We start from the raw sequence: 14,827 nt of genomic DNA, 5'->3' as shown, positions 1-14,827 counted from the left end.
CCCCTCACTCGAGGGGCTTTTTCGTTAATTCAACGCCAGTTTTCCCGACCAGCCCTTGCAGCCTTGGTGAAATTACCGCCTAATAATCATTACCGTCAGTCCTTTTGTACTGAGGGTATATTCAGATCTATAGCATGCAGGGAGCCAATATGCGTTTTATCGGGAAGATCATCGCCACCGTTGCTGTGCTTATCGCACTGGGGATCACCATCGTGCTGGCTCTACTGCATACCCGATATGCGGCGCCGATGATCACCCAAGCAGTCAACCGGTTTACCCCCTATACTTTAAACCTCGATGACATCCGCTATCATATCCGCGATCCGTGGCACCTGACCTTACAACGCCCTGCACTGACGATCACCGATGGGCAACCGCCGATCACCGCCAACCGGATTTCCGTTTGGTTCAATCCGAACTCACTGAGCCAACTGCAGTGGCAATTTGACAGCATACTGATTGACGAGCCCGCCGTTTCCACCCAGCAGATCGACGCCATGGAACCAAGCGGATTTGAACTGCCCGAAGTTCGCAGCCACCGGCTCGCGATCAGTCGTTTTAACGTATCCACCAACTCGCTCACCCTCGAAGAGGGTGAGCTTCAGGTTGATAACTGGCACTATCAACCAAGTACACCCAATGCTTGGTGGCAGCAATTCAATGGTAATTTCCAGCTAGCTGCCGACAGTGCCAAATGGCAGTGGTGGGAAAGCCAGCAGCTACTGCTTGACGGCAGTTACACCGACAACCAGTGGACACTCCATGGCTTTTCTTTCGACTGGCAGCATGCGACCGTCAATGGCCAGCTGGAGGTCATCCCTAACCAACAAAGGGTGGATATCCACCAGCTCACCCTTTCGGGGTTACAGCTACAAGATAACCCGCTCACCAATGCAATCCAGCAGCAAGCCAATGCGCTGGCCTCGCAAGACTGGCAGGCGACCGTACGCCGGGTTGATATTCTCGACAGCAGTCTCGAGCTGCCATCGCTGAGCCTTAACCACGCTAATTTATCCCTGACCAACTGGCATTGGCCCGGCACCGCCTACTCGCAGCAGGATGCCTGGTTATCTTTCAATGCCGAAAGCGGTAGCTGGCGGCAACTGCCATTTACCGATCCCCTGCTTGATTTGAGCTTCACACCCGGCACCATAGTCCTCAACGGTGTCGCCGTTAACGCGCTAGAGGGGTATTGGCGTGCAGACGGCCGCGTTAGCCCTGATGCTTTGCAGCTGGGCAACCTTACCAGCAAAGGGATCAAATGGTTCCTGCCCGCCGACTGGGACGAACAGTTGGCACTGGCCGTTTCGCCTTTCAAGCAGATCCGTATCGATACGCTGGACATCGGTTATGCCCAGCTAACCGCCGCTGACAGCAAGACACCTTGGTATATCAATGGGCTAAACGTCAACGGCCGCGATCTGCTGATCCGCCAGCAACCCTATTTCAGCCTATGGCAAGGCAACCTGTCAGCAACGGCAAGGCAAGCGAGCCTCAATACCATTGACCTACAGGAACCGCTTATCGAGATACGCAGTGAGCAAGGCCAGTGGCAACTGGAGCAAGCCTTCCTCCCATTCAAAGGCGGACTGCTTGAGGCGACAGGGCAATGGGATCTGAATCAAGAAGGTTTCCCTTGGCACGCGGCACTGCAAGGCGATAGCCTGCCGGCCAATATTTTGCCACAGTGGTTATCCCTGCCATGGCCAGCGACCGGTCGCATTGATGCCACCGCCGCCTTGCAGGGACTCGGCCAGCACTATACCGGTCTGGCCCATAGCCTGAATGGCGAGGTCCGGGCAACGTTCCGCGACAGCGAGATAGATCAAGGCTCAACCGCCTTACTGAAGGCCTGGCTGCCACCAGCCACACCGGAGGCTACACCGGCAGCCGCAGATCCTACGATGGCTGGCACAGAAGGGCCAACCTCGCTGACCATTACCCCGCTCAAGATCCGCAGCGACCGGGGCCGCCTCACGATAGCGCCGCTCAATATCAAGGGCAAAGACGTAGACGCCTCATTGAAAGGGAGATGGGATATGGCAAGCCCTGCCGGACAACAGCTTGAATTGGATGCGAAGTTAGGTTGCCAGCACCTGATCCGGCGCTGGCAGGACGGTCAGCAAACGGTGTCTGTTTCGACTTGTGACGGCAATAGCATGTAAGTACCGGTAAACGTCGATGCCAGATCATCACCGCTGTATACGTTAACCTTGACGATAGCTCGGCCTTTGCGGTTGCTGGCAAGGCGTTCGACATCACCCTCGAGATCCTCAACAGTCACCACCGCCCGCGGCCGCTCTTTCACCGGGGAGCGGTAACGGATATGGCTATCGACCAAGATAATATCAGCGTTGAATTTGCGCTCTTTCAGTAGCATCCAGACAAAACCCCACCCAGCTAGCGTCGCCATGGTGAAGATACTGCCAGCAAACATATTGGCTTTGGTATTGAGGTTGGCATTGATCAGGGCACTCACTTCAAAGCGGTAACCGGTGTACTGGCTGATTTTCACGCCCATTCGCTCACTGATCGGGATCTGGGACTGCCACAATTCCTGCAGTTCCTGACACCAGTCCGGGTGGCGGACCACTTCTGCCAGCGGCTCAAGATGCTTAAGCATCTGTTGGTGCCTGACCGGCCCTTTTTCCTCACTCAGCTCCCCCTGGTTGGTAAAGCCGCTGCGTAGGTAGAAGGGGATCGCATCCTCGCGGGCATTACAGACTAATCGCTTTGCCCCTTCCTCACGGGCCAATGATTCCAATGCCATCAGCACGATAGCCCCCATCCCCTGATGGCGGTGCTCTGGGTGTACCGCCATATAGCGGATCTGGCCGTCGTTGTCCGGTGTCATATACAAACGGCCAATGGCAATGGTCTTGCCGTTGTCACTAACGATCATCCGATGACTACTCAAGTCATCATAGGCATCACGCTCAGAGCCAACCGGCATGTGCCAGGGTTCGCGCAGCATCCGCCAACGAAAGTCATAATAACTGGCCAGCTCTTCTTGTGTTTGTGGGGTGACAAGTCGAAACATGAAATCCTTCTCCAGCATTCCTAGGCGATTCGCCTTTCTATTATTATACCTGCAACCAGAAGGTTACCGGGCCATCATTAAGCAATGCCACTTTCATATCGGCGGCAAAGATACCAGTTTCCGTTTTGATCTCTGTTTCCTTGCAACAATCAACAAAGTACTCATACATACGCTCGGCATCTTGCGGCGCGGCACCATTGGAGAAGCCTGGGCGCATTCCCTTCTTGGTATCAGCAGCCAAGGTAAATTGCGATACCACCAATACACTGCCACCCGCCTGCGGGACGTTGAGGTTCATCTTACCGTCTTCATCTTCGAATATCCGGTAGCCCAACACTTTTTCACGCAGCCGCTTGGCCTTGGCTTCATCGTCGCCTTTCTCTACGCCAAGCAGAACAAGCAAGCCCTTACCGATAGCGCCAGTGACCTGGCCATCAACCGTTACGCTGGCTTCGCTCACCCGTTGGATCAGTGCAATCATTCGTTTTTACCTTTTCCTATAATTTCAGTCTGTTGAATTTCTGTATCTTGCTCTGCGGCCTGTTGGATACCTGACAATTCTGCCTGGGTCGGTACCGTGGTTTGCCACCCCTTCGCTTCGGGGTGCCAATGGCTCTTTTCACCGAGGCTAGCGGTGATCTCAGCCCCGAACAACACAATACACCAACACAAATACACCCAGACAAATAAAATCGGCACCACCGCCAGGGCACCGTAAATCACCTGATATGACGGGAAATTGGTGATATAGAGAGCGAACCCCTTCTTGCTCAGTTCAAACAAGATGCTGGCAATGACCGCACCGACCAAGGCATGGCGGAAGCGCACCTTGGTATTGGGTACCAGCAGGTACAGAACCAGAAAGGCCGTACTCGACATGATCACCGGCAACCAGCGCAAAGAACGCTGTAGCAACCCGTTGACCGCTTCGCTGCCGAGTAGGTTAAGCGAACCAAGATAGGAGCTAACCGCAATACTCGACCCAACCAAGATCGGACCCAGGGTCAATACCATCCAGTAAATCGAAAACGAAATCACCGGGCGACGCTTTTCATGGACCCGCCAAATATAGTTGAGCGATTTGTCGATGGAGGAAATCAGCATCATCGCCACCACAAACAGGGCAGCCACGCCCACCGCTGTCATCTTGCCGGCATTGGCAACGAACTCGTTGAGGTATTGTTTCACCACTTCGCCTGCGGCCGGCACAAAATTCTCGATCACAAAGTTTTGTAGCAGCTCTCCCAGCCCGGCAAATACCGGGAAAGACGATAGGGCCGACAGCACCACAGTGATCAGCGGTACCAATGACAGCAGGGTCACATACGCCATCGAGCCCGCTGTCACGGTCAGCCGATCGTGCCCGACCCGGTGGTGTAAATAACCGGAAAACGCCATGAAGCTCCGCGCCCTCTGGCGCCATGTATGCTTGCTAGTTATTGGTTTGTCAGCCATAGTCATGTCATTATTTGCTTGTATTCACAGTCACTTTTCACATATTAGGACACATGGAGTCAACTATGCCCTACCTGCTTGCGATCCTTCTCAGCGTCACCGCCCTGACCGGTTGCCAAAGTGCCTATTATTCTGCCATGGAACAAGTCGGCATTCACAAACGCGATATCATGGTCGACCGGGTCGAGGATGCCAACGACGCCCAGCAAGACGCCCAACAGCAATTTACCAGTGCGCTCAATGCCGTGAAGGCACTCAACCAATTTGACGGCGGCGATCTGGAGAGCGCCTACAACCAAGTGAATGATCAGTATGAGGCCAGCGATGGCGCAGCCGAGAAAGTGCGCGAGCGCATTGCTGCCATTGAAGATGTCGCCGATGCCCTATTTGCCGAATGGCAGGATGAGCTGTCCCTTTATAGCAACAGCAACCTGCGCCGCGACAGCGAGTCCAAGCTCAATGCGACCAAGGCCTCCTACCAGCGGATGCTCACAGCCATGCACCGCGCCGAACAGAAAATGGAGCCAGTACTGGATACCCTACGGGATAACACCTTGTACTTAAAGCATAACCTCAATGCCGCGGCGATTGGTTCTCTACAGGGAGAATTCCAGTCATTGCAACGGGATATCCAGCGGGCAATCACCGATATGGAAGCGGCTATCGCCGAGTCCGAGCGCTTTATCTCCCAGCTGCAACGCAGCTAGCGCGCTTGCTCCTGGGGTTGGTACTGCTTGAGCCGGGCCAGTAACCAGCTGGCCCGCTCTTCAATCTTGTCCCACGGTACGTCGACCACTTCGTAGCCAAGTTCACGGTAAGTCGACACCAATTGGGCGTGGATTTTTTCTGCCTCAGCAAAACTGTGCGGCCGCTCGTCATCCTGTACATAGATATCAGTATGCGGGGCACAGACGAAAACAGTCGGAAAATACCCTTTGGCCATCGTTCGGTACTGCTCATCAACCACCTCACCGCCAATCGTCAGGTAAGCGCAAATATCACCGATCGCTCTATCGACAAATGCCGGCATGGTACCCCGCCGGGCTTGCTCGCGTTGATGGTTCATCAACTCAAGGCACAACGCAGCAAAGCGTGGTAAGTCGGTCCAGGGCAGAACGCCGTCAGGAAAAGCGGCCTGCTCGCGGATCAGGCTACGGGAGACTTCAGGGAAAGTCATATATCCCCGCCGTGCCAACGTATCCAGCAGCGAGGTTTTCCCGGCTCCCGGTCCCCCGGTAATAATTATGGGCTGCATAGTCTGTTCTTCTTTTTTTGTAGGGCCAGATACAACAATCCCCCCATGGTAGCACCGATGGGGGGATTGATTAACGGCAATCAGCTAGCAATTATTTTGCTGTACGGCTTGCGCGCTTACGCTCGTTTTCAGTAAGTAGTTTCTTACGGATACGAATGTTTTCTGGTGTTACTTCTACTAGCTCATCTTCATCGATAAACTCTAGCGCTTGCTCAAGTGTGTGCTTGATTGGTGGCGAAAGTACCTGTGCTTCATCAGTACCAGACGCACGTACGTTAGTCAGCTGCTTACCTTTCAGGCAGTTTACTGTCAGGTCGTTAGCACGGTTGTGGATACCGATAACCTGGCCTTCATAAACTTCATCAGCGTGCTCAGCAAACAGACGACCACGCTCTTGTAGGTTAAACAGCGCGTAAGTTAGCGCTTTACCAGTTGCGTTCGAAATTAGAACACCGTTGTTACGCTGACCAATAATGCCACCTTTGTGTGGACCATAGTGATCAAACGTGTGGTACATCAGACCAGAACCTGAAGTCAGTGTTAGGAACTCAGTTTGGAAACCAATAAGACCACGAGAAGGCATCATAAAGTCCATACGTACACGACCTTTGCCATCTGGAGACATGTCAGTCAGCTCACCTTTACGCAGGCCGATGTTCTCCATGATGCCACCTTGGTGCTCTTCCAGCACGTCGATAGTCACAGTTTCGTACGGTTCCATCAGCTGACCATCTTCTTCTTTGATGATAACTTCTGGACGAGATACCGCTAGCTCAAAACCTTCACGGCGCATGTTTTCAATCAGGATAGACAGGTGAAGTTCACCACGGCCTGAAACACGGAAACGGTCTGGGTTATCAGTTTCTTCAACGCGAAGTGCAACGTTGTGTACCAATTCTTTCTGCAGACGCTCAAGGATGTTACGTGAAGTAACGAACTTACCTTCTTTACCCGCAAACGGAGACGTGTTTACCTGGAAAGTCATGGTTACAGTTGGCTCATCAACAGACAGAGCAGGCAGAGCCTCAACCGCGTTCACGTCACAGATAGTGTCAGAGATTTTCAGCTCGCCAAGACCGGTGATTGCAATGATGTCGCCCGCCGTTGCTTTTTCAACTTCGTGACGCTCAAGGCCAAGGTAACCCAGTACAGTACCGACTTTACCGTTACGTTTCTTACCGTCAGCACCTACAATAGTAACCTGCTGGTTTGGTACCACAGAGCCGCGAGTTACACGAGCAACACCGATAACACCCACGTAAGAGCTGTAGTCTAGCTGAGAGATTTGCATCTGTAGGCTGCCATCAACGTCAACGCTTGGGGCGTCAACCGTATCAACAACCGCTTGGAACAATGGCTCCATGTTCTCGCCAACTTCGCCTTCCTCCATTGTTGCCCAGCCATTAAGAGCTGAAGCATAAACAGTCGTGAAGTCTAGCTGCTCATCTGTTGCACCTAGGTTGTCGAACAGATCGAATACTTGATCCATAACCCACTCAGGACGTGCGCCCGGACGGTCGATCTTGTTGATAACAACGATAGGCTTCAGGCCGTGGGCAAACGCTTTCTGGGTTACGAAACGTGTCTGAGGCATCGGGCCGTCAACGGCATCAACGATAAGCAGTACAGAGTCAACCATCGACATAATACGCTCAACTTCACCACCGAAGTCGGCGTGTCCTGGGGTATCTACGATGTTGATGCGGTAATCATTCCAGTTAATCGCTGTGTTCTTAGCAAGAATGGTAATACCACGCTCTTTTTCGATGTCGTTGGAATCCATTACGCGTTCTTCAACTTCACCGCGAGACTCTAACGTGCCAGACTGCTGAAGCAGTTTGTCAACCAGGGTGGTTTTACCGTGGTCAACGTGCGCAATAATTGCGATATTTCTTAATTTATCGATCTGTGGATTAGACATGGATTCACATTCACTCAGAACATGCAGCGACCGGATGGCGCTACTTGGTTAAAAAAACGGCTCATAATCTAACAGATTTTACTCCAAAACCCACGTAATATGTGATTTATATCACCGCCTTTTTCGTTCTGCCTGCTTTATTCATGCTTTACGCTACATCGGAGGCCGCCAAAGCCCCCCTCCAAACGCCTTTTCCACCCACTTTTCCCTACCAAGCCAATTGACAATATGTCGCGCTGGGCTAATGTAGATACGCGCACCAATAAAGGGATTAAAGCTCACTACGCACCATTTTGGTGCAATAAATCCCCTTAATGGTGCAAACAAAGGACTAATTCAGCCCGGAATACCTGCCAAGTGCGCTATTTTGGGGCTTTAAAAAGTTGGCACAGTTATCGCATTGTATTTTAGCAATAGAGCGAAATACGCTCATTACTATTTTATTGCGGCCTGATGCCCAATCTAACACCGGAGGTTATTCAAGATGTCAGTAGAAAACGTACTTGCGCTGATCCAGGAAAACGAAGTTAAGTTTGTTGACCTACGCTTTACCGATACCAAAGGTAAAGAGCAGCACATCTCTATCCCATCCCACCAGATCGATGCTGACTTCTTTGAAGAAGGCAAAATGTTCGATGGCTCTTCTGTTGCAGGTTGGAAAGGTATCAATGAATCAGACATGGTGATGATGCCGGATGCAGCTAGCGCGGTACTTGACCCATTCACGGAAGATTCAACGCTTAATATTCGTTGTGACATCCTTGAGCCTGCAACAATGCAAGGCTACGACCGTGACCCTCGCTCTATCGCTAAGCGCGCAGAAGACTTCATGCGTTCGACAGGCCTTGCTGATAACGTACTTGTTGGTCCTGAGCCAGAGTTCTTCTTATTTGATGACGTGAAGTTCAACACCGACATGTCAGGCTCTTTCTTCAAGATCGATGACGTAGAAGCGGCATGGAACACAGGTTCTGATTTCGATGGTGGTAACAAAGGCCACCGTCCTGGCGTGAAAGGTGGCTACTTCCCAGTCGCACCGGTTGATTCATCGCAAGATATTCGTTCTGCAATGTGTTTAATCATGGAAGAAATGGGTCTAGTTGTTGAAGCTCACCACCATGAAGTTGCGACGGCGGGTCAAAACGAAATCGCAACACGCTTCAATACCCTAACGACGAAAGCTGATGAAATCCAAGTGTACAAATACGTTGTTCACAACGTTGCCCACGCATTTGGTAAAACAGCAACCTTCATGCCTAAGCCACTCGTTGGTGATAACGGCAGCGGTATGCACGTTCACATGTCTCTAGCAAAAGATGGTCAAAACCTGTTTGCAGGTGACAAATACGGCGGCCTATCTGAAATGGCGCTTTACTACATTGGCGGTATCATCAAGCACGCACGTGCTATCAACGCCTTTGCAAACCCAGCAACTAACTCGTACAAGCGTCTTGTTCCTGGCTTCGAAGCACCAGTCATGCTGGCTTACTCTGCACGTAACCGTTCAGCGTCAATCCGCATTCCAGTTGTACCTAGCCCGAAAGCACGTCGTATCGAAGTACGTTTTGGTGACCCAGCAGCGAACCCATACCTAGCATTCGCAGCAATGCTGATGGCAGGCCTAGATGGTATCCAGAACAAGATCCACCCGGGCGAAGCGATGGATAAAGACTTGTACGACCTACCAGCAGAAGAAGCAGCTGAAATCCCAACGGTTGCTGAATCGCTACAGGGCGCACTTCAGTCACTAGACGAAGACCGTGAGTTCCTAACTTCTGGCGGTGTATTCTCTGACGACTTCATCGATTCTTACATCGAGCTGAAGTCTCAGGATGTTGCGAAAGTCAACATGACAACGCACCCACTAGAGTTCGAACTGTACTACTCAGTTTAAGTAACTGATAAGCAAGTCGATATAATAGATTTAGGCCAGCTTCACAAGCTGGCCTTTTTGATCTTGTTCCCTACCAGCCCCAATGCCAACAATGAGGGATCATCCACCGTCTGATAACAAACATGTACAGAACATCCCGCTTGCTAACAGCACTTCTGTTATTCTCAACCATCACCGCCGCCAGCGACATCTATACCTGGCAAGATGAAGATGGCGTCACCCACTTCTCCGACCGACCCCATCCCGGTGCATCGGTGATAAGCATTCAGGCCCCCAAAAAATCAACGGCTCCCCAACCTCCTGTCGCCGAAACAGACCCTGACACCGAGCCGCTAACCGAGTCCGCCCTGCCGCCCGCCAGCATCCTGCTGACTACCCCATCCGATCAGCAAACCCTGCGCGACAACCAGGGCAATATGACCATCATGGCCTCGTCTAACCGCAAGCTCAACCAAGGCCACAGCGCTCGGTTGCGCCTCGATGGTGACATCTACGGCCGTCCCCAGGCCCAGCTTATCTGGCCTCTTACCAATATTGACCGCGGCAGCCATACCCTACAGGTAGAATTGCTAAAACACGGCAAGGTTATTGCATCATCTGAAGAGATAACTGTCTTCTTGCACCGTGCCCGTATCAACCAGCGCCCGGCACCACTCCCAGTGCCCAAATAACAGGCGTCGCCATTTTTTCGTTCACGATACCAGACAGACAGGCTACACTTGATTGCACCAACGTGGTGCATTAGCGGTTCAGTGCACCATGATGAACTGCACCAACAAGGATGGTAACTGTGACGGCTGACTTTTCTTCCCTGATCCTAGACAACCAAGTCACGGCAATCGTATTACTCGATGAGTCGCTGACCATACGCTACGTCAACCCGGCAGCCGAGCAATTGCTATCGTTCAGCAAGCGTCGACTCAACAACACCTGCTTCCCGGATCTGCTCCAGCATACTTCGTTAGATCTGGGCCTTATTTCCGACACCCTACAAAGCGGGCAAGGATTGGCAGACAGCGATGTCACCTTTGTCATCGACGGACGTCACCACACCCTAGAGCTCAATGCCAGCCCGCTGTCATGGCAGCGCGAGCTGTTGATATTGCTCGAGCTCAAGCCGATTGACCAGCAACGCCGGATCAGCCAAGAGCTCAGCCAGCATGCCCAGCAGCAAGCCGCCAAGGAGTTGGTACGCGGATTGGCCCATGAAATCAAGAACCCGCTCGGTGGCCTGCGCGGCGCCGCCCAGTTGCTGGAAAAAACCCTGCCCGATCCCAGTTATACCGAATATACCCAGATGATCATCGAGCAGGCCGACCGGCTACGCAATTTGGTTGATCGTCTTCTCGGACCACAGCGTCCCGGCAGCCGCCAACAAGACAATATTCACGTGGTGCTGGAAAAAGTCCGCCAGCTGATCAGTATTGATTGCGGCGAGGATATCCACCTGCACCGCGACTATGATCCCAGCCTGCCCGATTTCACCATGGATGCCGAGCAGCTCGAGCAAGCCATTCTCAATATTGTCAGCAATGCTTCGCTGGCACTTAAGCAACACGGCGGCGGCAATATTACCCTCAAGACCCGTACTGCCCATCAGGCACTGATCCACGGTAAGCGCTACCGGGTCGCTGCAAAAATCGACATCATCGACGATGGCCCAGGGATCCCGGGTGATATCCAGGACACCCTGTTCTATCCGATGGTCACTGGGCGCGAGGGCGGCACCGGACTGGGCTTGTCCATTGCACAGAACCTGGTCGACCAGCACCAAGGTAAGATTGAAGTCGTAAGCTGGCCGGGCCATACCAAATTCACCCTGTATTTACCGATTATGTAGAGGATTCACTATGAGCAAAGGACTAATTTGGGTCGTTGATGACGACAGCTCGATCCGCTGGGTACTAGAGCGAACCCTCAATGCAGCCGGACTGAAATGTGAAACCTTCGCCAATGCCGACAGCGTGGTTGAGGCACTGGAGCGCAGTGTCCCCGATGTACTGGTGTCGGATATCCGCATGCCGGGCATGGACGGGTTCGCTTTACTCAAGGTGCTACAGGCTGACTATCCGACCCTTCCGGTGATTATCATGACCGCCCACTCGGATCTCGATGCCGCGGTGAATGCGTATCAGGAAGGGGCCTTCGAGTACCTACCCAAGCCGTTTGATATTGATGAGGCCGTGAGCTTGGTCGAGCGAGCCGTGACCCACAGCCAAGAACAGAAACGCCAACAACAACCGGAAGCCATTGAAAAAGAAGCCCCGGAAATCATCGGCGAAGCCCCGGCAATGCAGGAAGTCTTCCGCGCTATCGGCCGCCTGTCCCGTTCGTCGATATCGGTACTGATCAACGGTGAATCCGGAACCGGTAAAGAGTTGGTTGCCCATGCACTGCACCGTCACAGCCCACGCAGCCACAAGGAATTTATTGCCCTCAATATGGCTGCAATTCCCAAAGATTTGATTGAGTCGGAATTATTCGGTCACGAAAAAGGCGCCTTTACCGGCGCCAACAGCGTCCGCCAAGGCCGGTTCGAACAGGCCAACGGCGGCACCTTGTTTCTTGATGAGATCGGGGACATGCCGCTGGATATCCAGACCCGATTGCTGCGGGTACTGGCAGACGGCCAGTTCTATCGGGTGGGGGGCCATTCACCGGTGAATGTCGATGTTCGGATCATCGCCGCGACTCACCAGAACCTCGAGAGATTAGTGGCCGATGGGGACTTCCGTGAAGATTTGTTCCACCGCCTCAACGTCATCCGGGTCCACCTGCCAGCGCTCAAAGATCGCCGCCAAGATATTCCACAGCTGACCCGTCACTTCCTGATGCGTGCCTCTGACGAGCTCGGGGTCGAGGTCAAAACCCTACATCCGGATACCGAGGAGGCTTTGACGATGCTGGACTGGCCGGGCAATGTCCGCCAGCTGGAAAATACTTGCCGCTGGCTCACCGTGATGGCCAGTGGCAAGGAAATCCTACCTGCAGACCTGCCACCGGAACTGGTAGCCCCGAGCCAACCGGAAGCCAGCGAAGGCGGCCATCAGCACTGGCATCATGCATTGGAGAAATGGGCCTTCGACAACCTTCGTCAAGGACACCAGAACCTACTCGGCGAAGCACTGCCGGAGTTTGAAAAAATTCTGCTCGAAGCTGCCCTAGAACACACCCATGGCCATAAACAGGAAGCCGCTCGGTTACTGGGCTGGGGCCGTAATACCCTGACCCGTAAGCTCAAAGAGCTTAATGTCATGACTGACTAATCCCTTCTCTTTCACGCGGAAAGAAACTCAACAACCCCAATAAACATCAACAGCGTTTCTTTCCGCGTCGACAATTTGCCCCATTACCTATAATGATTGTCACTATCGACTTACGTATACTGCCATACGGGTTCGACGTGGCGGCACCGAAAGACAAAGCGATAAACCGCTAGACTCTCCTGTTCGCTCCTGAGGTTGCTCCTGTTCACCGAGAGTGACCCATGGCTTGCCCCGTGATAAATAAACTTCAATTACTGGTTGTTTTTTGACCTACCCCCATTCCATCCTCGCTCATTTTGCGTACAATACCCCCGGTTTCGGCCATCACTGAAATCACACTACACAACACTAAAAAACACAGTTGGATCCCCACCATGCTGGAAAGTCTATTTTCATTCAGCGTGGCAATGCCTGCTGTCAGCGAGATCGCAACAAATGGCCCTGGTCATTTTGCTGCCGGCATCCTGGCACTGATTGCCGCGGTGAACATGTTTAACGGCTAACCCTTAATTAAGTTAGCCGATACCAAAAAGCCCCCGAACCATAATGGCACGGGGGCTTTTTGTTTATCAGGGCTATCCGCTAAGGGGCTTAGATCACCCGAGAGAACTGTTGCTGGCGAGCGCGGTGGCGCAAATATTTATCAAAGCACATGCAAATATTGCGGATCAGCAAACGACCTTTCAGATCGACATCAATCGCGGTATCACTTACCTCAACCAGGCCATCATCGATAAAGGTCTGTAGCAACTCGATATCTTCAGCAAAGTAGCTATCAAATTCGATATCAAACTGTTGCTCGATCGCGGATTTATCAAGGTGGAAGTTACAAATCAGCGACTTGATCACCTCACGGCGCAACAAGTCATCGGCATCCAGCGACACCCCTTTCCAAAGCGCCTCACGCTTTTCATCAACGCTGGCGTAGTATTGCTTGAGCTCTTTCTGATTCTGGGCGTAGCAATTGCCAATCATCGAAATTGCCGATACTCCAAGACCCAGCAGATCGGTGTCCCCCTGGGTGGTATACCCTTGGAAGTTGCGGTGCAAGATACCTTCGCGCTGGGCCACCGCCAACTCATCTTCCGGCAGGGCAAAGTGATCCATACCGATGAACTGGTAGCCGGCACCGGTCAGGGTCGCAATGGTCTGCTGCAAAATCGTCAGCTTCTCATTGGCCTGCGGCAAGTCCGCATCTTTGATCTTACGCTGGGCGGCAAACAGTGCCGGCATGTGGGCGTAGTTGAAAATCGACAAACGGCCCGGGCGCATTGTCAGCACCTGATCGAGAGTTTGGGCAAACAACTCTGGGGTCTGCTTTGGCAGACCATAGATCAAATCCAGGTTGGTTGAACGGAAACCCAATTCTCGGGCACGCTCTGCCATGGCAAAAATAAACGCTTCATCCTGCTCACGGTTAACCAGTTTCTGCACTTCTTTATTGAAATCCTGCACCCCGATACTGAGGCGGTTAAAGCCCTCGCTACGTAGATGGTCAAGCATATCCAGCTCGATTTCACGCGGGTCGACCTCGATGCTGATCTCGGCATCGGGGGTAAACGAGAACTGCTCGCGCAACAGCCCCATCAGGCGGCTCACCTGTGGCTTGGTCAGGAACGTCGGCGTACCACCGCCCCAGTGAAGCTGGCTAACGGTTCGCTCACCCAGCAGCGTCGAACGCTGGCGGATTTCCTGCTCCAACGCATCAAGGTACTGATCGGCCTTGTGCTGGTGACGGGTGATGATCTTGTTACAGCCACAGTAGTAGCACAGCTTGTGGCAAAACGGGATATGGACATACAGCGACAGGTTGCGCTCAGGGTACTGGGCGCACGCCATGTCAAATTCCGCTGGCGTAAACGCTTCGTGAAACTCCAGCGCTGTTGGGTATGAGGTATAACGCGGCCCCGAATAATTATATTTTTCGATTAAGGCCTGATCCCAAATAATCTGCTCATTTGACATGACTTACTTCCACTATATTAGAGGGGAGAGA

At 52.6% G+C, this 14,827-nt stretch carries 13 protein-coding genes; 7 read left to right on the top strand and 6 right to left on the bottom strand.

The window, feature by feature from the left end; all coding sequences use genetic code 11:
- Positions 1 to 149: 149 nt before the first annotated feature.
- Positions 150 to 2,165, top strand: a complete 2,016-nt coding sequence (locus L4D79_RS26360; RefSeq protein ID WP_428656083.1) for an AsmA family protein — start codon at positions 150 to 152, stop codon at positions 2,163 to 2,165.
- On the opposite strand, the gene L4D79_RS26355 is transcribed toward L4D79_RS26360, so the two are convergent.
- Genes L4D79_RS26355 through L4D79_RS26345 form a run of 3 tightly spaced genes read right to left on the bottom strand, consistent with a single transcriptional unit; the run spans position 2,120 to position 4,438 of the window.
- Positions 2,120 to 3,040, bottom strand: a complete 921-nt coding sequence (locus L4D79_RS26355; protein WP_428656081.1) for a bifunctional GNAT family N-acetyltransferase/hotdog fold thioesterase — start codon at positions 3,038 to 3,040, stop codon at positions 2,120 to 2,122. The genes L4D79_RS26360 and L4D79_RS26355 overlap by 46 nt on opposite strands.
- Positions 3,041 to 3,083: 43 nt before the next feature.
- The gene (gene dtd, locus L4D79_RS26350; RefSeq protein ID WP_428656079.1) at positions 3,084 to 3,521 is read right to left on the bottom strand and encodes a D-aminoacyl-tRNA deacylase; all 438 of its coding nucleotides are present in this window, start codon (positions 3,519 to 3,521) and stop codon (positions 3,084 to 3,086) included.
- Positions 3,518 to 4,438, bottom strand: a complete 921-nt coding sequence (locus L4D79_RS26345) for a virulence factor BrkB family protein (protein WP_428656077.1) — start codon at positions 4,436 to 4,438, stop codon at positions 3,518 to 3,520. Before L4D79_RS26345 ends, dtd begins: the two co-directional genes overlap by 4 nt.
- 122 nt (positions 4,439 to 4,560) lie before the next feature.
- Between L4D79_RS26345 and L4D79_RS26340 the strand changes: the two genes are divergently transcribed.
- Positions 4,561 to 5,202, top strand: a complete 642-nt coding sequence (locus L4D79_RS26340; RefSeq protein WP_428656075.1) for a DUF2959 domain-containing protein — start codon at positions 4,561 to 4,563, stop codon at positions 5,200 to 5,202.
- Here the strand turns inward: L4D79_RS26340 and L4D79_RS26335 are convergent.
- Both L4D79_RS26335 and typA read right to left on the bottom strand, forming a co-directional pair.
- Positions 5,199 to 5,750: an AAA family ATPase gene (locus tag L4D79_RS26335; RefSeq protein ID WP_428656072.1), complete on the bottom strand. Its 552-nt coding sequence runs from the start codon at positions 5,748 to 5,750 to the stop codon at positions 5,199 to 5,201. The two genes, L4D79_RS26340 and L4D79_RS26335, sit on opposite strands and share 4 nt — an antisense overlap.
- A 91-nt stretch (positions 5,751 to 5,841) precedes the next feature.
- Positions 5,842 to 7,671: a translational GTPase TypA gene (gene typA / locus L4D79_RS26330; RefSeq protein WP_428656069.1), complete on the bottom strand. Its 1,830-nt coding sequence runs from the start codon at positions 7,669 to 7,671 to the stop codon at positions 5,842 to 5,844.
- 484 nt (positions 7,672 to 8,155) lie between these two features.
- On the opposite strand from typA, the gene glnA reads away from it, so the two are divergent.
- From glnA to L4D79_RS26305, 5 genes are all read left to right on the top strand, one after another.
- Positions 8,156 to 9,565, top strand: coding sequence for a glutamate--ammonia ligase (glnA, locus tag L4D79_RS26325; RefSeq protein ID WP_428656067.1), 1,410 nt, complete (start codon positions 8,156 to 8,158; stop codon positions 9,563 to 9,565).
- 122 nt (positions 9,566 to 9,687) lie between these two features.
- Positions 9,688 to 10,236 carry a DUF4124 domain-containing protein gene (locus L4D79_RS26320; RefSeq protein ID WP_428656064.1) on the top strand — a complete coding sequence of 183 codons (549 nt, stop codon included), beginning with the start codon at positions 9,688 to 9,690 and terminating at the stop codon, positions 10,234 to 10,236.
- A gap of 119 nt (positions 10,237 to 10,355) precedes the next feature.
- Positions 10,356 to 11,405 carry a nitrogen regulation protein NR(II) gene (gene glnL, locus L4D79_RS26315; protein ID WP_428656062.1) on the top strand — a complete coding sequence of 350 codons (1,050 nt, stop codon included), beginning with the start codon at positions 10,356 to 10,358 and terminating at the stop codon, positions 11,403 to 11,405.
- Between the two features lie 10 nt (positions 11,406 to 11,415).
- Positions 11,416 to 12,831, top strand: coding sequence for a nitrogen regulation protein NR(I) (gene glnG / locus L4D79_RS26310; RefSeq protein WP_428656060.1), 1,416 nt, complete (start codon positions 11,416 to 11,418; stop codon positions 12,829 to 12,831).
- Positions 12,832 to 13,205: 374 nt separating this feature from the next.
- Positions 13,206 to 13,334, top strand: coding sequence for a hypothetical protein (locus L4D79_RS26305; RefSeq protein WP_428656058.1), 129 nt, complete (start codon positions 13,206 to 13,208; stop codon positions 13,332 to 13,334).
- A gap of 88 nt (positions 13,335 to 13,422) precedes the next feature.
- Here L4D79_RS26305 and hemN read toward each other — a convergent pair whose 3' ends face one another.
- Positions 13,423 to 14,796 (bottom strand): oxygen-independent coproporphyrinogen III oxidase, encoded by a 1,374-nt coding sequence (hemN, locus tag L4D79_RS26300; RefSeq protein WP_428656056.1) that lies wholly within the window; start codon positions 14,794 to 14,796, stop codon positions 13,423 to 13,425.
- Between the last annotated feature and the right edge of the window lie 31 nt (positions 14,797 to 14,827).

Source organism: Photobacterium satsumensis (genome assembly GCF_050336935.1).
Classification (GTDB): Bacteria; Pseudomonadota; Gammaproteobacteria; order Enterobacterales; family Vibrionaceae; genus Photobacterium; species Photobacterium satsumensis.
Note: the sequence above shows the minus strand (reverse complement) of the source record. Positions and strands in the feature narration are given on the sequence as shown.